This is a genomic window from Micromonospora sp. NPDC005220 (assembly GCF_040607895.1).
Lineage (GTDB): Bacteria > Actinomycetota > Actinomycetes > Mycobacteriales > Micromonosporaceae > Micromonospora.
Genome location: NZ_JBEXHP010000013.1, coordinates 33,740 through 51,712, shown reverse-complemented (window position 1 = coordinate 51,712; position 17,973 = coordinate 33,740). Strand labels below are relative to the sequence as shown.

At 71.7% G+C, this 17,973-nt stretch carries 11 protein-coding genes and 1 pseudogene; 5 read left to right on the top strand and 7 right to left on the bottom strand.

Features of this window, described 5'->3' with window-relative positions; all coding sequences use genetic code 11:
- Entirely contained in the window at positions 1-999 is a 999-nt protein-coding gene (gene hpnH / locus ABZU52_RS08875) for an adenosyl-hopene transferase HpnH (RefSeq protein WP_354970544.1), read from the top strand.
- A 27-nt stretch (positions 1,000-1,026) separates the two neighbouring features.
- Here the strand turns inward: hpnH and ABZU52_RS08870 are convergent, their stop codons facing one another.
- Together ABZU52_RS08870 and ABZU52_RS08865 are read right to left on the bottom strand one after the other, a co-directional pair.
- Positions 1,027-1,776 carry an SDR family oxidoreductase gene (locus ABZU52_RS08870; protein WP_354970484.1) on the bottom strand — a complete coding sequence of 250 codons (750 nt, stop codon included), beginning with the start codon at positions 1,774-1,776 and terminating at the stop codon, positions 1,027-1,029.
- Positions 1,767-4,364, bottom strand: coding sequence for a wax ester/triacylglycerol synthase domain-containing protein (locus tag ABZU52_RS08865; protein ID WP_354970483.1), 2,598 nt, complete (start codon positions 4,362-4,364; stop codon positions 1,767-1,769). Before ABZU52_RS08865 ends, ABZU52_RS08870 begins: the two co-directional genes overlap by 10 nt.
- A gap of 164 nt (positions 4,365-4,528) precedes the next feature.
- Here ABZU52_RS08865 and ABZU52_RS08860 point away from each other — a divergent pair, with 164 nt between their 5' ends.
- Both ABZU52_RS08860 and ABZU52_RS08855 read left to right on the top strand, forming a co-directional pair.
- The gene (locus ABZU52_RS08860; protein ID WP_354970482.1) at positions 4,529-5,383 is read left to right on the top strand and encodes a hypothetical protein; all 855 of its coding nucleotides are present in this window, start codon (positions 4,529-4,531) and stop codon (positions 5,381-5,383) included.
- A 323-nt stretch (positions 5,384-5,706) separates the two neighbouring features.
- Positions 5,707-6,585, top strand: coding sequence for a DMT family transporter (locus tag ABZU52_RS08855; RefSeq protein ID WP_354970481.1), 879 nt, complete (start codon positions 5,707-5,709; stop codon positions 6,583-6,585).
- A gap of 10 nt (positions 6,586-6,595) precedes the next feature.
- Here the strand turns inward: ABZU52_RS08855 and ABZU52_RS08850 are convergent, their stop codons facing one another.
- From ABZU52_RS08850 to ABZU52_RS08840, 3 genes are all read right to left on the bottom strand, one after another.
- Complete coding sequence (locus tag ABZU52_RS08850; RefSeq protein WP_354970480.1) at positions 6,596-8,422, bottom strand: hypothetical protein; 1,827 nt, start codon at positions 8,420-8,422, stop codon at positions 6,596-6,598.
- A 215-nt stretch (positions 8,423-8,637) separates the two neighbouring features.
- Positions 8,638-9,843, bottom strand: a complete 1,206-nt coding sequence (locus tag ABZU52_RS08845; RefSeq protein ID WP_354970479.1) for an esterase-like activity of phytase family protein — start codon at positions 9,841-9,843, stop codon at positions 8,638-8,640.
- A 180-nt stretch (positions 9,844-10,023) separates the two neighbouring features.
- Entirely contained in the window at positions 10,024-11,106 is a 1,083-nt protein-coding gene (locus ABZU52_RS08840; protein ID WP_354970478.1) for an ROK family transcriptional regulator, read from the bottom strand.
- A gap of 190 nt (positions 11,107-11,296) precedes the next feature.
- Here ABZU52_RS08840 and ABZU52_RS08835 point away from each other — a divergent pair, with 190 nt between their 5' ends.
- Positions 11,297-12,571 carry a DUF1479 domain-containing protein gene (locus ABZU52_RS08835; protein WP_354970477.1) on the top strand — a complete coding sequence of 425 codons (1,275 nt, stop codon included), beginning with the start codon at positions 11,297-11,299 and terminating at the stop codon, positions 12,569-12,571.
- Between the two features lie 100 nt (positions 12,572-12,671).
- On the opposite strand, the gene ABZU52_RS08830 is transcribed toward ABZU52_RS08835, so the two are convergent.
- Positions 12,672-13,268, bottom strand: a complete 597-nt coding sequence (locus ABZU52_RS08830) for a TetR family transcriptional regulator (protein WP_354970476.1) — start codon at positions 13,266-13,268, stop codon at positions 12,672-12,674.
- A 275-nt stretch (positions 13,269-13,543) separates the two neighbouring features.
- Here ABZU52_RS08830 and ABZU52_RS08825 point away from each other — a divergent pair.
- A pseudogene (locus ABZU52_RS08825) lies at positions 13,544-15,373 on the top strand (AMP-binding protein); the annotation flags it as partial.
- 109 nt (positions 15,374-15,482) lie between these two features.
- Here the strand turns inward: ABZU52_RS08825 and ABZU52_RS08820 are convergent.
- Positions 15,483-17,774, bottom strand: a complete 2,292-nt coding sequence (locus ABZU52_RS08820) for a lysylphosphatidylglycerol synthase domain-containing protein (RefSeq protein WP_354970475.1) — start codon at positions 17,772-17,774, stop codon at positions 15,483-15,485.
- Between the last annotated feature and the right edge of the window lie 199 nt (positions 17,775-17,973).

Below are 17,973 nucleotides of genomic sequence, written 5' to 3'. Positions count from 1 at the left end.
ATGCCGATGCGTCAGAGCCTGCGGGTCGCGCGATACCTGGTCGGGCAGAAGCTGCGCCGGCGGGAGAAATTTCCTCTGCTGCTGGAGCTTGAGCCGCTGTTCGCCTGCAACCTGAAGTGCGCGGGCTGTGGCAAGATACAGCAGCCGGCGAGCCTGCTCAAGCGTCGGATGCCGGTGGAGCAGGCGTTGGCCGCCGTGGAGGAATGCGCGGCGCCGATGATCTCCATCGCCGGTGGCGAGCCGCTCATGCACCCGGAGATCCACACCCTCGTCGCCGAACTCGTGCGGCGCAAAAAGTTCGTGTTCCTCTGTACCAACGCGGTGCTGCTGCCCAAGAAACTCGACAAGTTCCGTCCGTCGCCGTACTTCGCCTTCACTGTGCACATCGACGGGCTGCGGGAACGGCACGACGCGTCGGTCTGCAAGGACGGCGTCTTCGACGAGGCGGTGGCGGCCGTGCGGGCCGCGCAGCGGCGCGGCTTCCGGGTCACCACCAACACCACGTTCTTCAACACCGACACCCCGCAGACCGTGATCGAGGTGCTCAACTACCTCAACGACGACCTGCGCGTGGACGAGATGATGCTCTCGCCGGCGTACGCCTATGAGAAGGCGCCGGATCAGGCGCACTTCCTGGGCGTCACGGAGACCCGGGAGCTGTTCCGCAAAGCATTCGCCGGTGGCCGGCGCGCGCGCTGGCGGCTCAACCACTCGCCGCTGTTCCTGGATTTCCTCGAGGGACGGGTCGACTTCCCGTGCACCGCGTGGGCGATCCCGTCGTACTCCCTGCTGGGCTGGCAGCGTCCCTGTTACCTGATGGCCGACGGCTACGCCAGCAGCTACCAGGAGCTGCTCGACTCGACCGACTGGGACAGCTACGGCCGGGGGCGCGACCCCCGCTGCGCGAACTGCATGGCGCACTGCGGCTACGAGCCGACGGCGGTGCTGGCCACCATGTCCTCGCTGCGTCAGTCGCTGCGGGCGGCCCGGATGAACTGAACGGCCGGGCCGCGGGACTTCGGACGGTCAGCCGAACCGGCTGGCCAGGCGGCGGTACACCGCCGGCAGCAGGCCCTGCACCGCCACCGGCACCCGCAGCCAGGCCGGCAGGTAGACCTCCGCCCGGTTCCCGGCGATCGCGTCGGCCACCGCCTCGGCCACCCGGTCCGCCGGCATCGGGCGGGGCCGGTCCCGGTGGTACGGCCGGCCCCGACGGGCGAAGAACGCTGTCTGCACCACCCCCGGCACGACCACCGTCACGCCGACCCGAGGGCAGGCGGATTCCAGTTGGAGGCTGCGCGCGAAGGCGTCCAGGCCAGCCTTGCTGGCCGCGTAGACGGCCTCCTCGGCCACCCCCAGTCGGCCCGCGATCGAGCCGACGAAGACCAGGTGTCCGCCGCGGTGACACATCTCGGGCAGCAGCGCCCGGGTCAACTCGACCGGGGCCCGCAGGTTCACCGCGAGCATCTCCTCGGCGCGCTCGGTCGGCATCGAGCCGAACGGTCCCGCCCAGCCGACGCCGGCGTTGTTGACCAACACGTCCACCCGGCCGTGCCGGTCCATCGCCCGCTCGGCCAGCTCCCGGGCGGCCCCGGGCAGGGCCAGGTCGGCCCGCAGCGGGATCGCGCCGGTCTCGGTGGCGAGCCGGTCGAGCCGGCTCGGGTCCCGGCCGACCGCGAGGACGTGGCTGCCCGCCCGGGTGAGCCGCCGTACCAGCGCCGCCCCGATACCGGACGACGCGCCGGTGACCAGGACCACCGACCCGGTCAGGCGCACCGACGAACCCCCGGCGGCGCCGGCCCGGCGGACACCGCGACGTCAGCCCCCGCGTCGCCGTCGCCCACGGCTGCCTCGCCGTCGTTCCCGCCCGGGGCCACGGCGACGTCGGAGAGCAGCTCGGCCAGGTCGGCGCGGAGCGCGGCCACGAAGGCGGTGCCGCGGTCGGCGAGCGACTCGTCCATCAGTACGCCGATCTCGAAGGCGAGGCCGCACCGCAGCACGCCGATGCCCACCGGTACCCCGTCGGCCAGGGCGACCACCGGGGTGGCCGTTCGCACCGACGCGCCGGCCAGCCGGTGTGTCCGAAACGGTGCCGGCAGGTAGGAGACGATGACGTTGAGGTTCCGGCTGGTGTAGACGCGCCGGGCCGCCGCCGCGTGCAGCGGCGCGGGGAGCGCGCCCATCGCCCGCATCACCAGGCCGGCGGCCTCGGCCTCTCCGCTGGCGAGCGCGGCGCGCAGCGACTCACGTACGGCGCGGACCCGATCGCGGGTCCCCGCCCGCTCCAGCGGGAGGTCGAGGCTGACCGCGCCGGTCCAGTTGCCGTGGGTGGCCGCCCGCCGCCGTGGGCTGACGGAGACCGCGAACATCGCCCGCAGCCGTCGGGGCGCCGGCGCCGGATGGACCGCGCCCAGCGCTCCGGCGGTGAGGGCCACCATCAGTTCGCTGGTGTGCGCGCCGCAGGCCCGGGCCGCGCGAAGCACATCGGCGGCGGGCAGGCTCGCGGTGACCAACCGCCGACGCGGCGAGCTGAGGGGTTGGTTGAGCGGGCTGGCAGGCGCGCGCCCCTGCGTGGCGAGACGGATCAACCCACGCGCGGTGAGCCGGGCCTGCCGAGCCACCTCCCGGGTCCGATCGCCCGGACGGCCCCGCCGGGCCGGTGCACGTTCCGCGTCCACAGCCGCGTCGGCCCGGTGGTCGGCCGCAGCCCGCGTCGAAGCAACGGCGTCGGGCGCAGATTTCCGCGGTGGGGTCCGGTCGCCGGCCGCGTCCATCAGGCGGTGCAGGACGCCGATCGCGGAGAGCCCGTCCCCGAGGCAGTGATGCAGCTTGACCGCGACCCGGGTACGGCCGTCGGGAAGGCCGCTGACCAGCAGCATCCGCCATGGCGGGCGGTCGATGGCCAGCGGCTGTGACCAGAACCGGTCCACCACGGCAGCGCCGTCGTCGTCGGGCCCGACCCGGACCTCGTCGAGATGCGCGCCGGCTTCGACGTGCCGGTCGACGACCCAACCGGGCCGGCGCCACCGGCCCCGCGACACCAGGCGGCGTCGCAGGGTCGCAATCGCGGGCAGCCGCCGGGCCAGCAACGCGGTCAGGTCCGCCCGGGTGAGCGGCCGGCCGTCCGGGTGCGGGTCCAGATCCAGCACGGCACCGATCTGCTGGGCCACCGTGGGCGATTGCACGTGCAGAAAGAACGCATCCTGCGCGCGCAACGGCCAACTCGGCGGCCTGCCGTTCGGCGCCCGTCCACCGTCCGGCGCCACCGCCTCTGCCGGCGGTCGCCGGTCGGCCAGCGCCGGCAGCCCGAGGTACGGCAGGAGTGGCCCGGGCGGGACCTCGACCAGGCGGGCCGGCGGTCGATCGACCAGCCGGGTACGGACGCAGGCGACGAGGGCAGCCGGATCCTGGGCAGTCTCGGCGAGCCCTGCGGCGGTCATCAGTGCCGCGTTGGCGGCCCCGTGCGCCGCGATGGGCCGGTACATCACCACCGGCGTGCCGGTGGCCCACGCCTCCAGTGCGGTGGCCCCGCCGGCGTTGGTGACCAGCAGTCGAGCGGCCCGCAGCAGGGTCGGCATGTCGTCGACCCACCGGCGGACCACCAGCCGGCCCGGGGGAGTGTTCAACGCCTCCAGCCGGTCGGCGAGCGCCTCGTTGCGCCCGCAGACGGCGACGACCTGCATCGCGTCGCCGATGCCGACCAGCGCGGCGATCGCCTCCTCCATCGCACCGAAGCCGTACGAGCCGCAGGCGACCACCACCGGTGGCCGTTCCGGGTCGAGGCCGCAGCGCCGGGCTGCTTCGACCTGGTCGCCGGGATGGAACCGATCGAGTACCGGCGGGGCGCAAACGCCGAGCGGTGTTCCGGGCGCGGCGACTGCCGCCACCGGCAGCGCCGACGGATGCACCACGACGTTCAGGTCGAGCTGCGGGTAGACCCAGAAGGGGTGCGGGGCGAAGTCAGAGATCCACGCGCCCATCGGCACGTCGAGCCCGCGATGCCGGCGGAGCCAGGCCAGCCCGGCACTGCCCAGTGGATAGGTCGAGACGATCAGGTCGGGGTCGAAGGTTTCAATGGTCGCCGCGAGCCGGCGGCCCGCCCAGGCACCGGTGAACCACTTGGAGGCGGTGGCGAACCAGCGGTGCCGCCAGAGCGAGGCCCAGAAGAACTCGTACAACCAGGGTGTCATCGCGACGTTGGTGACGTAGGTGCGCCGGAAGCCAGGCCCGACGCCCGGCCCCATGACGTCGAGCGTGTCCGCCCACCCGACTCGGCTCCCGGGCCAGAGCGCGTGTACGCGCTCCTGCAGCGCCCGGCCGGTGGCGTCGTGGCCGCCGCCGATGTCGGCCGAAACGATCAGCACCCGTCGGGCTGTCCGCTCGGTCGGCTCGGACCCGGCGGGCGGGGCCGGCCGACCTGTCGTCTTCACCGGTCGCTCGCGCGGCGGGGGCGATACCCGGCCGAAGACGGGTATGCGCAGGTGCCACGGGCGGTCCCGTCCGGCGGCCAGGACCACGGGAATGCCTCATGGCCTTCGGCTTCTTGCTCGCGTTCATCGCCGCGTCGTGCAGCGCCACCGCGGCGATCGTGCAGTCGATCGGCGCCCGCCGGGTGGCGCCCACCGAGCACCTCGACCCGCGCCTGCTGCTGCGGTTGGTACGCAACGGCCTCTACGCGACCGGTCTGGCGCTGGACGGTGCGTCCTCGCTGCTCACCTTCACCGCGCTGCGGACCACGCCGCTCTTCGCCGTGCAGGCGGTGCAGGCGGCCAACCTCGGGATGGTCGCTCTCATCGCCCTGCTCGTGCTGCGGATCCGGCTCAGCGCCCGGGACTGGGCGGCGATCGGTGCGGTGGTGGTCGGTCTGGTGCTCCTGGTGATCACGGTAACCAGTCGGCCACCCCGCGAGGTGCCGGGGTCGGCTGGCTGGTGGCTGCTCGCGGCGGTGCTCGCCCTGGCCGTCGTGGCGTACCTGGGTAGTCCGCGAATGTCCGGGCCGGCCGTGCCGGGTCTCCTCGCCGGGCTGTCGTTCGGCTGCGCGGCGCTCGGCGCCCGGCTGATCGGCGCGGCCGGCACGGTCGGCGATCTGCTGGCCAGCCCGGCGACGTACGCCGTGGTGCTGGCGGGGCTGACCGGCCTGCTGCTCTACGCCACAGCCCTGCAACGCGGCACGGTCACCGTGGCCTCCGCATCGACAATCCTCGGGCAGACCGTGGCCCCGGCGGCGGCCGGCTGGCTGCTGCTCGGTGATGGGGTACGGCCCGGGTCCGTTCCCGTGGCGGCGGTGGGGTTCGCGCTGGCCGTCGCCGGGGCGGTCGCGCTCGCCCGACACGCCGAGCCGCAGCCGCCGCAGCGCGAACAGACGATCCACGACCGGTGTTGAACCGGGACGCGCGGACGCGGTCGCTGACATGTGGGCGCTCCCAGGCGGTACGCGGCAAAAGGGGCGCCGCCCCTTTCGAGACGATCGTCAGCTTAACGAGCCAATTACGGCCGTTCGGCGTAACCGCGCTGATTCCCGTGCCTCGACGAACGGGCACCGGACGACCCGTTTGAACCAGTTCGAACAGGGAACCCCGAGCCGCCGGAAACGCGGCCGAGCCAACGGCCCCGATCCGGTCGGGTTGCTGCTGCGTCCGGGCGGACGGACAGGTGACGACCCATGCTGGAGGAGGCGGCCCAGGTGAGCGGTCCGACTGGCGCACGATGAACGCGGCGTGGGCGATGGCCGTCGGGATACCGGTCGCCCTCGGTGCCGCGGCAGCGTTCGCCGGGTCGTCCGTCCTGCAGTTCCGCGCCTCCCGCCAGGTGCCCACGGCGCCAGCCGGCCGGCCCAGCCTGCTGTTGGCTCTCTTCCACGTGCGGGGCTGGCGATGGTCAGTGGTGCTCGCGGCGGCGGCGTTCGCCCTGCAAGTCGTGGCGTTGAGCCTGATCCCACTGATCCTGGTGCAGCCACTGTTGGTGACCGGGCTGGTCTGGTACATCCTGCTGTTCGCCGCGGCCGGGCATGTTCGCGTCGACCGCACGTTGCTCCTGGAGTCGATTCTCTGCCTGCTCGGGCTCGCCGCGTTCCTGGTGATTGCCCGGCCGACCCGTGGTCAGGGTCAGGGACTCGAATCGTTCTCGTCGGCGTTTCTGCTCTGCGTCGCCGTGGTCGTCGGCGTGGGACTGAGCGTGGTGGCCGCGCTGGGGCTGGACCGGCGCTGGCGCCCGCTGCCCCTGGCCATCGCGGCCGGCATCTGCTACGGCGTAACGGCCGGCCTGATCAGCAGCCTGGCGTTCCACCTCGAGAAGAGCCCGGCGATGATCTTCGGTCAGTGGCAGGTGTACGCCATCGCCGTGCTCGGCCCGTTCGGGGTGCTGCTCAGCCAGAATGCCTACCAGGCCGGCCCGATGGGGGCACCCGCGCTGGCCGCCATCACGGTCACCGACCCCTTGGTGGCCATCCTGGTCGGGCTGCTCTGGTTGGACGAGTCAATCCGCACCGACCCGTTGTCCCTTCTCGGCGAGGCGCTCGCCCTGGCCCTCGTGGTGGTCGCGGTCTTCCTGCTCGCCAAACGTGCGCCGCACGTCAAGGGCGGCTAGTCTGCCTTCGCTACATGTCGCCGTGGTGGCGGCTGGCGGAGCGGAGTGACCCGTGAGGGCCCTCCTGAGCCGACTCGCTGTCCACTACCGGCCTGCCCAGCCGGCTCACCCAGTCGACAAACTCCGCGTCCTGCCGCGGCAGCGGCTCGCCGTCCGGCCGGGTGCCCGCGCCGTCCGCGTCGGCCCGGGATCTGTTGCGCCGGAACAGGCCCAGCCGGCCGCCAGCCCCCACTCCGGTCCGTTCCGCCCTGACAACGGATGCCGGAACGGCCCCGACGCGGCCGGCCTGAGCGGCGTCGGCCGTGGGCAGGGTACCGGCGCGCCGGGCGTTCGCGAGGGCATCCCAGTTCGCGGCCTGGTCCAGGTCGGGCAGGGGCGGCCGGTGCCGAGGTGGGAGAGCCGGTTCGGCGCTGCCTTGCGTGCCGGCCGAGTGGGTTGCCTCGGCGCCTGGAGCGGGCTCGGTCGAGGACGGCATCCGCCGGGCCGGAACGACTGGCCGAGCTGCCTGAACGTGAGTCCGGTCGGTCTTCGGCGGCTGGTACATCCGGCCGGTCCCCGGGGCGGCGGATGCCCCGTCGGGTTCGGTGTTGTCGGCCCCCGCCGTTCCAGAGCCGTCCCCACCGGGTCCCGCGGGAAGGTAAGCCGCCGTCGCGGGCGCCGGTTGCGATGTCTCCGGTGTGGCGAGGTCGGCCGGTGCGGCCTGTGTTGGCTGTGTGGCGACGTCGCCAGATGCGGCCGGTGCGGCGGTAACGGCCGGTGCGGCGGTCCGCGTCGCGGAGTCGGCCGGCGCACCGTAGCCCGGCGGTTCGGCCGCGGTCGTGTGCGTCGCTGCCGTCACGCCGACGAACGTCCCCGTGCCGGCCAGGTCGACGGGCTGCGGCTCGCCGGCCGCGCCAGTGCCTGCCGTCATGGCCTGCGGCACGGCGGGGTCGGACAACGGACGGAGGATGTGTGTCGGCTCGACGACCCGCTCTTCGGAGGTGCGCGACAGGAACGGCCAGCGGAACAACGCGGCGGCGGCCGAACCGAGCACGCCGGCGGCGACGGCGAGCAGCGCGCCGTAGTACGGCGTGATCTGGTATCGGTCGACGGCGCCGCCGGGACCGGCGGTCAGGTAGGCGAACGCGATCAGCACCGCGCCGGTCGCGCCGGTCGCGCCGTTGACCAGAGGCGGATGCCTGCGCCAACGGGCCAGCCCGCCGGTCGCCGCGCCGACGAGCAGGGCCACCGTCGGCAGTATCAGGAGAGCCTGGCGGTGTGCCGCGTCGGTGTCGAGCCCGGCCTGCTCCAGCACGCCGATCCGTACGGCGGGCAACGGCCCGGCGGTCGCGAGCGCCGGGACGGCCGAGATGAGCGCCAGCAGCCAGACCGCGCCGCCTACCGCCGCCATGTTCCAGCCCAGCGGTGGCTGCAGCAGTACGGCGATCGCGGCACCCGCGCCGACCAGCGCGCCGACGATCGTGCAGATGCCGAGGGCCCAGATCGGGTCCACCGAGAAACGATCGGCGGCCTGAGCCGGCCGGACGCAGAGCAGCGCGATGACGGTGGCGCCCAGCGCGGCCGCGGCGGCGATGGCCACCAATCTGCCGGTGCTTTCCAGCACCCCGTACCGGCGGGCCAGGCGTGCGGTGACGACGGTGCCGGCTATGGCGGCGTGTGCCGCGAACCAGCCCACCCAGGCGAGCTGGGCGGGCCACTGGTTGACGGTGGCGCCGGTGGAGACGCCGGTGAGCTGGACGATGCCGACGCTGAACGCGATGCCGAGCTGACCGGCACCGGCGAGCACGCCCATCCCGAGAGCTGTGATCAATAGGTTACGCCACGTGCGAGAGACCATGCCGGCACCGTACGCACCTTTTGGGACGATTGTCACCGAAATGAGATATTCCATGTCGGACGGCCGTGCCGGCGGTCATCCCCGTTCGACCAGTGCGCGACGTACCTGGTGCGGCCCACATTGGTGTGTGCATGTGGACCGTGGAATGCGACTTACGGCTGCTCCGGGAGGGGGTGGGTGGCGGTTCAGGTCAACCCACCCCCTCGGCGTCGGGGTCAGTAGCGACGCAGGATGCGCTTGTCGGCGTCCAGGTCGCGGTCAAGCCTGATCACGATGAACTCGTTGTTGTCCGCTTGGCCGGCCGTGCGGCCCGAGGAGGACGGAAAGTTGTTGTCGTTGAGGACGGCCAGCGTGCGGTCGTCGAGCATCACCACGTCCTCGATCGTCTGGAACGGGAATGTGAAGGTGCCAGCGAACCCGCCGACGTGCCGCGGGTTGGCGATGTTCATCAGGTCGGCGACCAGTGTCTTGTCGAGGCGCCCGTCCCGGTTCCGGTCGCGCTTGTCGGCCAGGTAGATCCTCTTGACCTTCGCCGTCTCACCCTGGCCGTTGTCCCGCTCGATGATCAGGAAACGGTCACGGTCGACCATGAATGCGTCACCGATCGCGTGGTCGGCAGCGTCGAGCGCGTAAGTCCAGCGTCGACCGGTGTAGGTGTTGGTCCTGACGTCGAACTCGTTGAGCCGGAGTGTGCCGGTCGGGTCGCCGGTGACCGTGCCCTCGAGTAGCGGATAGAGCGTGGCGCCGTCCGGTGACTGGGCCATGCCCTCGAAGCCCTTGCTGCTGGCGAGGTTGGCCGGGGTCGTACCGCGGGTCGGGTTCTCGGGAGCGAACACGCCCGGCAGTGGCACCGGCGCCTGCATTAAGCGGCCCGCCCGGTCGAAGTGCAACAGGTACGGGCCGAATTCGTCACCGATCCAGTACGTGCCGTCGGCCGTCCGAGTGATCGACTCGACGTCGAAATCGGCACCGGTGAGCACGCGGTCGGCGCGGGTGAGAGCGAATGGAACCTTGCCATCCGGGTCGGTCAGGTTGATGCCGCCGACCACGTCGACGGCCCCGCCGGCGAAGCCGGGCGCGACCCGCTGGACACGCAGCAGGAAGTCGGCACTGTTGGCCTTGTTGCCGAACCCGTTGTCGGACAGCACGTCGAAGGTGCCGTCGGTGTTGCGCAGGACGCCGCTGAACCCCTGAATCGTTTGGTCGGCGAACGGTGGGGTGATGCCGTTGATGGGGGCAGTGCCGAGTGACGAGCCGGACGGTTCGCTACCGGGAACGAAGGTCACTGCCGGCAGCGCGGCGAACTTGATCAACTCGGCCCGGTCCCACATGCTTCGCTCGGCTGCCGAGGCGGCGCCCGGCAGCGTCAGGGTCAGCGCGGCCACCGCAGCACCCAGGCCCACCCGCTTGCTTACTGCCATCAATCCTCATTTCGTCAAGAACGAAGGACCAGATACTTCTGGGTAGTGATCCGATGGCAAGGTAGAGGGACGCGATGAACGCGGACTGGCCAGAGAGAATCCGCGTCCGAACGGTGCGGTGACCCCTTCTGGGTGACCTCGGGTTGCATCAGGTGACGGCGTGGGCCGGCCTTTGCGGAATCAGTCGGTGGTGGTCACTGATGCCCGCAGGCGGGTGCACGCGGCCGCGCGGACGCCGGCAAGCACCGGGTCGCCGGTCAGGGCAGAGGCTCGGACGGGAACTCGCCGAGGCATGCGGTCGACGGCGGGGCGGATGCTGTCGAGCAGCGCCGGCCCCCATGATCCGCCGACGACGATTTCCTGTGGGTCCGCGAGGGCGATAACCGCCGCGATGGCGCCGGCGACGGCAGTGCCGATGATTTCGTGAGTAGCGGGGTCGCTCGCGAGGAGGCGTTCGATGTCGATCGCCGTGGTGCCGTCGCGGCGTAGGTTCAGCTCACCGAAGATGTCGATGAAACGGATTGCTCGGCCGGCGGGCCCGATGGTGAGCAGGTGGGCTATCTCTCCGGTGAGGCCGGCATGGCCGCGCCGGACTTCGCCGTCGTCGACGATCGCGCAGCCGAGTCCTTCGCCCAGGTAGAGGTAAGCGAAGTCGCGCAGGGTCGGCTCGGCGAGCGCCGCCCAGTTCACGTCGTTGTCGACGATGACCTCGAGTGGTGCCAGTATGGCGGCTGGGTCCAACTCGCCGACGAGGAAGGGCGCGTCGGGTAGGCGTACCAGTCGGCCGGTCTTGCGATCCACTGGGTCAGCGGCACCGATCACGGCCAGCCGGGCCGGCTGGCCGGCAGCGGCGCTGACCTCGACGGCCACTTCGCTGAGCGCTGCGGATACCTGAGTCGGATGGGCCGGTCGATCTATCGGTCGAGCCGCTCGCGCGACGACGTCGCCGTAGACATCGATGCACTCGGCGGCGACGCCGGTGGGGGCGATGGTGATCGCCAGCGCAACCCCGAGCGCGGGGGCGAGCGAGTAGTACAAGCCGACCCGGCCGCGGCCGCGGCCGCCCGGGGTGCGTTCGCCGGTGTCGGCGACGAGGCCGCGTTCGGTGAGCCGGCGCACGCTCTCGACGGCGGTGGGCTTCGAGATGCCGATTTCGACGGCCAGCTCCGCACGGGTGAGGCGGCGGTGCTGCATGAGGGCGCGCAGCACGTGCTCATCGGTGACCGACCGGACGAGGTCTTGTGACGGCTTGGCGGGCTCCACTCGGCAAGCCTAGACAGAGGTGTCGTCTTACCGGACCGTGGCGAGCTGTCCGAGGCGTGGACGACCGGGGTTGCCCATGCCTGGGCGCCCTGTGGAGCCGAAGTGGCTTTCTAGTCAGGGCTCTTGCCTTGAGTCGTGGGGGACACGTACAGTCGTCCAAGTAAGGGCTTCTAACTTGGAAGGAATCGTCGTGCCGACAACTACCGCGCTACCCCACTGGGAAGAAACCCCCACCGACCTCAAGGCCGCGATCCGGGACATCAAGCAGGCGTTGCGCGAGCGCATCGCCGCCTCCGGTCGTACCGTTGAGGAGGTCTTCTCCGTGGTCGAGCAGCGCGTGCAGGCCGCCATCGACGACATCGCCGCCGCCCGCCGGCGCGGCGAATCGATCTGGCCGGTCATCGACTACGCCGACATCGCCAACGGAACCGTCACCGCTGAACAGCTCGCTCACCTACGCAAGCGCGGCTGCCTCGTCGTCCGCGGACACTTCGAGCGCGACCAGGCCCTGCAATGGGATCGGGACATCGTCGATTACGTCGAGGGCAACAACTTCTTCGAGAACTACCGCGGCCCCGGCGACGACTTCTTCGGCAGCGTCGGCTCGAAACCGGAGATCTACCCCATCTACTGGTCTTCGGCGCAGATGCAAGCCCGGCAGAGCGACCGCATGGCCAAGGTTCAGTCCCTCCTCAACCACCAGTGGAAGCACGAATCCGATGGGGTGCAGTGGTTCGACCCCGACCGCGATTCGCTCTACCCCGACCGGATCCGCCGGCGGCCCGAGGGCGCCGACTCCGCCGGCCTCGGCACCCACCTCGACCCCGGCACCCTCGACCTCTGGATGACCAGCGCCTACCAGCAGGCGTTCCGGCACCTGTTCGACGGCAGCGTCGAGCAGTACGACCCGTGGGACGCCGCCCACCGCACCGCCGGTCCGCAATACCCCGGCACCACCATGTGCTCCGCCTTCCGCACCTTCCAGGGCTGGACCGCGCTGTCCGACATGAACCACGACCAGGGCGTGCTGCACACCGTCCCGATCCCCGAGGCAATGGCCTACCTGATGCTGCGCCCGCTACTGCCCGACGTCCCGGACGACGACATGTGCGGCGTCACCGTCAACCAGGTCTTCCCCGCCGGCCACAAATGGCATGCCCCTCTCATGGAAGCCCTCGTCGGCATCCCGGACGTCCAGGCCGGCGACTCCGTCTGGTGGCACGCCGACATGATTCACAGCGTCGCCCCGGTCGAGGCCCAGCAGGGCTGGGGAAACGTCATGTACATCCCCGCCGCGCCCTGGTGCCCCCGCAACGAGGCCTACGCCGCTTCGGTCCGCCAGGCGTTTCTCACCGGCGAGAGCCCCAGCGACTTCCCCGCCGAGCACTACGAGCGTGAATGGCCCAACCGCTTCCGCGAGGAAGACCTGAACGAGACCGGCCGCCGCGGCCTCGGCCTCGACTAGCACTTCCCGCCGCCTGCCTCGGCGACCGTCAAGCCTCTCGGAGGAGGTCGCCGAAGCGGTGGTGCCTGCGTGTCGATCCCCAACCTTCTGGACAGAACACCTAGCGCCCGGAGGTGGCAGCGGCGGCCTCCGCGAGGGCGGTCCGGACCGTGTCTACCAGTGGTTCGTTCGGGTGCTCGATCCAGTGCTGCACGGCAACCCGCAGGATGGCCAGGAAGGTGGCGGCCAGGACGCGGGAGCGCAGCGCCACGTCGGCGCCGGTGAGCCGGTGTGCCAGTTCGCCGGCCAACTCGCGCTCGACGGCGCTGTACGCCGCGACCTGATGTGCGGCCAGGCCGGGGTGCCGACGTAGCTGCCGCCGCTGGGTCAGCCAGGGCGGGTCTCCGTCGCCGAACAACTCCTCGATGAAGCGTTGCGCCGCCCGGCTGAGTGCTGCCCACGGCGGCTCGTCGACGGGTTGTTCGCCGATGAGCTGCAACAGCCGGCGAAGGCGCGTGGTGTCGCCGTGGAAGAGCGCCTCCTCCTTGCTGGAGAAGTAGTTGGAGAACGTCCGCCGGGAGACGTTGGCGGCATCGGCGATCGCCTCGACGGTCAGGCCGTCGAGCCCCTGCTCGGCGGTGAGGCTCAGGGCCGCCTCGTGCAGGGCCAGGCGGGTGGCCGCCTTCTTGCGCTCCCGCAGCCCAGTGGTCTCGTCCATCGCCTTCAAGCGTACGTGGGGGGTAACGCGCGAGATGGCCACGTCCTGTGCTCGACGAGGTAGCGGCGGCAGCGGTCGTCGCTGCGGCGGCACCTCGTCCGAGGGCGGGGGCCCGCCGCTGCCGTGCGCACTCGCCTTCGCCGCCTTATCACGTGTTGGTGGCTCGTGGGGCTGTTCCGTGAACCGTCCGCGTGCCGAGCCGGGGGTGAGAACGATGGGCGGTGCAGGTGGTCGACGCACCGGCGTCGCCGGTTCCGGGCAACCGGGGGGACATCGTGCAGGACATGGCTGTCGCGTCGCCTGACGTCGGTCCGACGACGTCGGGCCTCGCCGAGCGGGTGTGGGTCAACGCCGAGGAGGACCCGGCGAAGGTACAGTTCGTTCGCCCGGCGCCGGTGTCGAGGGCCTGGCCCCCGCGGCGGCCGGTACGCGGGGGTGACGTGCCGGTGACCTGCGCGCAGTTCCGCGACGACGTCGCGACCCTCGCCCGGGGCTTCATCGCCGCCGGTATCGGACACGGCGACCGGGTCGCCCTGATCAGCCGAACTCGCTACGAATGGACCCTGGTCGACTACGCCCTCTGGGCGGTGGGCGCGGTGACCGTGCCGATCTACGACACCGCCAGCGTCGACCAGGTGACGTGGATTCTGCGGGATTGCGGCGCGGTGGCGTGTGTAATGGAGACGGCAGCCCACGCCGGTCTGGTCGAGGCGGCCAGGCCCGACGCGCCGGAACTGCGCGAGGCGTGGCAGATCGACGCCGGCGGGCTGATCACCCTCGCCGGTCTCGGACGCGACGTCGCCGACACCGACGTCGAGACACGCCGCCATCGGGTTTCCGCCGCCGACGTGGCCAGCATCGTCTACACCAGCGGGACGACCGGCCGTCCGAAGGGCTGCATACTGACGCACGGCAACATTTCCCGCGACGTCACGGGTGCGGTGTCCGCACTGCCGAACCTGCTGCACGAGGGCGCGTCCACTGTGTTGTTCCTGCCGTTGGCGCACGCGTTCGCCCGTCTCATTCAGGTGGGCATGGTGCAGACGCGGGCGACGACGGTGCACAGCTCCGACATCGCTGGTGTGCGCGACCAGCTGCGCCGATACCAGCCGACGTTCATCCTCGCCGTGCCCCGGATGTTGGAGAAGATGTACGACCGGGCACGACAGCAGACCGACGACGCCCACCGCGGGTGGCTGTTCACCGCGGCCGAGCGGATCGCGGTGCGCTACAGCCGTTCCCTCGACGACCGGGGCGGGCCGAGCGCCTGGCTGCGGCTGACGCACGGGGCCTGCGAGGTGCTGGCCTATCGCACGCTCCGCGACAGCCTGGGCGGACGGTGCCGCACCGTCATCGTCGGCGGTGCGCCGATGAACGAAAGCCTGAGCCACTTCTTCCGTGGCGTCGGCATCACCGTGCTCGAGGGTTACGGCCTGACCGAGACTTCACCGGCGTTGACCGTGAACCGACCCGACCGGCACCGCATCGGCACCGTCGGGCCGCCCCTGCCCGACGTGGGGATCCGGGTGGCCGCCGATGGCGAGATCCAGGCCCACGGCGCTGTGGTGTTCGGCGGCTACTGGAACAACCCGGACGCCACCCGGGCCGCGTTCACCGACGACGGTTGGCTGCGCACCGGCGATCTCGGCCACCTCGACACGGGTGGGTTTCTGCAGGTCACCGGCCGGAAGAAGGAACTCATCGTGACGGCGGCCGGCAAGCACGTCGCGCCTACCCCGATCGAGGAGGCCATCCGCGCTCACCCGTTGGTCAGCCAGTGCGTGCTCGTCGGCGACGGCCGCCCCTTCGTCGCCGCTCTGGTGAGCATCGACGCACGGGGCTGGCAACGATGGCGTCGCACCCATCAGGTACCCGAGGCCCCTCTGGCCGAGATACGCGATCACCCGCGCCTGCGCGCCGAGATCCAGACCGCTGTGGACCGCGCCAACCGCGCCGTGTCCCGGGCTGAGCAGGTCAAGACCTTCCGCGTCCTGCCCCGTGACCTCACCGAGGAAGACGGGGAGCTGACACCGACGCTCAAGGTCAGACGCAGCGTGGTGGCGGCGCGCTACGCCGCGGACATCGACGATCTTTACCGTGACCACGCCGGTTCGCCACCGGCGGACCCTGCCGCCGGGCCGGCCACCACCGCGACCGCGCCCGATCGCCCTCGCCCTGCCCACCGACCGCCGCAGTGACCGACACCGCTGGTGCTCACATCAGCCGGCGGCGGCTCATGGCCCGCCAGGCCAGGTAGCCGGGCGGTACCGGCAGCCAGAACGTCGCGAGGCGGTAGATCAGGGTGCCTGCGACAGCGGCGTCCAGCGGCACCCCGTAGAGCAGCAGGCCGGAGACGAGCGCGGCTTCGGTGGCACCGAGCCCGCCGGGGGTGGGCGCGGCGGACGAGACGCCCTCACCGACGAGGCAGACCAGGATCACCTGAGGCAGGTGTGCGATGGGGACCGGGCCGCGGGTAGCGAGCAGCGCGAGGTACAGGCAGAGGCCGTAGGTGAGGGTCAGCGCCGTGGACGCGACGACGAGCCGCCGCAGTCCGTGCTGACGGGTCAGGGCGCGCAGCGCGGTGATGACCTGGCCGGCGGCCGCGCGTCCGCGCCGCCGGATCCGGGGTACGGCGAGCACCGCCGCCAGGACGAGTAGGACGGCCAAGGCGCCCAGTAGCAGCGGCAGTGCCCTGGTCGCCTCGTGAGTGAGGATGCGGGCGGGCTGCCGGGCGAACGGCAACAGCACCGGCAGGAGCAGCACGACCGAGACCACGCCGGCGGTGCGGGCGACGGCCACGGCGGTGGCCGCATCGGCGGCGGTGAGTCCCTTCTGGTGCAGGTACCGCAAACTGAGTGCGGCGCCGCCGAGGCTGCCGGGCGCCAGCCGGTTGGCGAACGACGCGGCGACCTGCACCAGGGTGGCCTCGCCCAGCGGGACCCGATTGGCCGTGGCCAACCGGAGCACGACGCCGCTGAGCAGGTAGGTCAGGGCGGAGCCGAGCAGCGTCGCCGCGACCGCGACCGGGTTGGCGTGCACGATCAGACGCGCCGCGGTGCGTACCTCGCCGAGTTGGGGGAGCAACAGGTGCACGATCAACCCCAAAAACAGCAGCTCCAGGACCGTGCGGCGGCTGAACCGGACCACCTTCACCGTCGTACGGTCGCGGTCGGGGCAACGCTCCAGGATCAACTGGCGTAGGCAGGTCAGCATGCCGTGGTGACCACGCAGGGCGCTGCGTCCCGCGCGGGAGAGCACCGGAGGTTGCAGGAACGGCACGCTGTCCGCGACCGACGCGACACCGAGGTGGTCCACCGCGGCGGCGACGACGCTGGCCGGGTCGACCCGCGTGGAGAGGGCGACCATCAGCTCGACGATGTCGCGGGCCTTTTGCTCTGCCGAGGCGTCGTCGGCGCCGAAGCCCAGGTCCACCAGGTAGGCGAGGTTCCGACCGACGAGCACGTTCGCGGCGCGCAGGTCGCGGTGCGCGATGCCGGCCCGGTGCAGGCGGGCGACCTGTTCCCAGGCGTCGTGCACGGCGGCGAGCGGGACGGGCCCGATGGCGGAGTGCAGCGGGGCGGCGTCGATGAACTCCTGCACCAGTACGGCGTCGCCGCCGGGCATGGTGGCGGTCGTGACGACAGAGGGAACCCTGACGCCGGCGCGTTCGGCCAGCAGAGTCAGGCAGGTTTCGTGTTCGCTCTGCTGGCGGGCGCTCAGATAGGGTGGCGCGTCGGCCACGTGGCGGTAGCGCACCCTCCGGTAGAGCTTGTAGACCCAGTCCGCGTCGCGTTGCTCACCGCCGGTCACTTTGACGAACAGCCGCCGCCCGCCGGTGGTGACCGCCTGCCACGGCTGCGAGCCGCGGGCGTCGCCGTGGATCGGCGCCAACCGTGCCACGTCGATCCCGCGCCGCCGCAGCGTCGTCCGCAGGGCAGGCGCGGACCGTTGCGGCCCGACCTCGCCGGCCGCGAGCCGGGTCAGACACACCGCGAGCCAGCCGACGAGGACTCCGCCGACCACGTCGACCGGCAGGTGTGCCCCGACGTGGATCCGCGCGACGGCGACCAGCCCAATCACCACCCAGGCGGCCCGGCGCCACCGAGGGCCCCCGGCCCGCGCCGCGATGAGCGTCAGGGCCGTGGCGACCGCGACATGTCCCGACGGGTATCCGAACCGTCCGGTGATTGTCTCGCGCAGCACCACGTCGGTGAGCAGCGCTGCCGGCCGCTGCCGGGCGACCATGGCCTTGACGGCGAGCGCGAGCCAGTACGCCAGGTTCCCGGCCAGCAGGAGACTCCACGCCATGCCGACTCTGCGTCCGACGACCGCTACTGCGGCGGCGACGAACACCGCCGCGTATGAGCCGACCTGCATGACCAGAACCAGAACCGGAGTCAGCCCGGCGGGAAGGTGGTTGAGCAAGGCGAACAGGTCCCGCTCCCACAGCGGCACGGGACGCTGCCGGGTAGCCGCGCTCACCGCTACCAGCAGGCTGGTCGACACGGTCAGGCCAACCAGCAACGCCGGCGATGGGCGATGCCTGCGCGCTCCCACCGGTCCTCGGTCGCCCCTCATTCGGCGTCGTGCCTTCCGTCGAGCTGAACCCTACGGATCGCCCCCGCCGGATGGTCCTCTTTGCCATTGGCCAACCCGTTCGGGGGCGACAATCAACCGGCGCTCATCGGCTGCCGCCGCTCCTCGT

Coding starts and splice junctions, on each gene's coding strand:
- hpnH (WP_354970544.1), top strand. CDS start 1: ATGCCGATGCGTCAGAGCCTGCGGGTCGCGCGATACCTGGTCGGGCAG.
- ABZU52_RS08860 (WP_354970482.1), top strand. CDS start 4,529: ATGGCCTTCGGCTTCTTGCTCGCGTTCATCGCCGCGTCGTGCAGCGCC.
- ABZU52_RS08855 (WP_354970481.1), top strand. CDS start 5,707: ATGAACGCGGCGTGGGCGATGGCCGTCGGGATACCGGTCGCCCTCGGT.
- ABZU52_RS08850 (WP_354970480.1), bottom strand. CDS start 8,422: ATGGTCTCTCGCACGTGGCGTAACCTATTGATCACAGCTCTCGGGATG.
- ABZU52_RS08845 (WP_354970479.1), bottom strand. CDS start 9,843: ATGGCAGTAAGCAAGCGGGTGGGCCTGGGTGCTGCGGTGGCCGCGCTG.
- ABZU52_RS08830 (WP_354970476.1), bottom strand. CDS start 13,268: ATGGACGAGACCACTGGGCTGCGGGAGCGCAAGAAGGCGGCCACCCGC.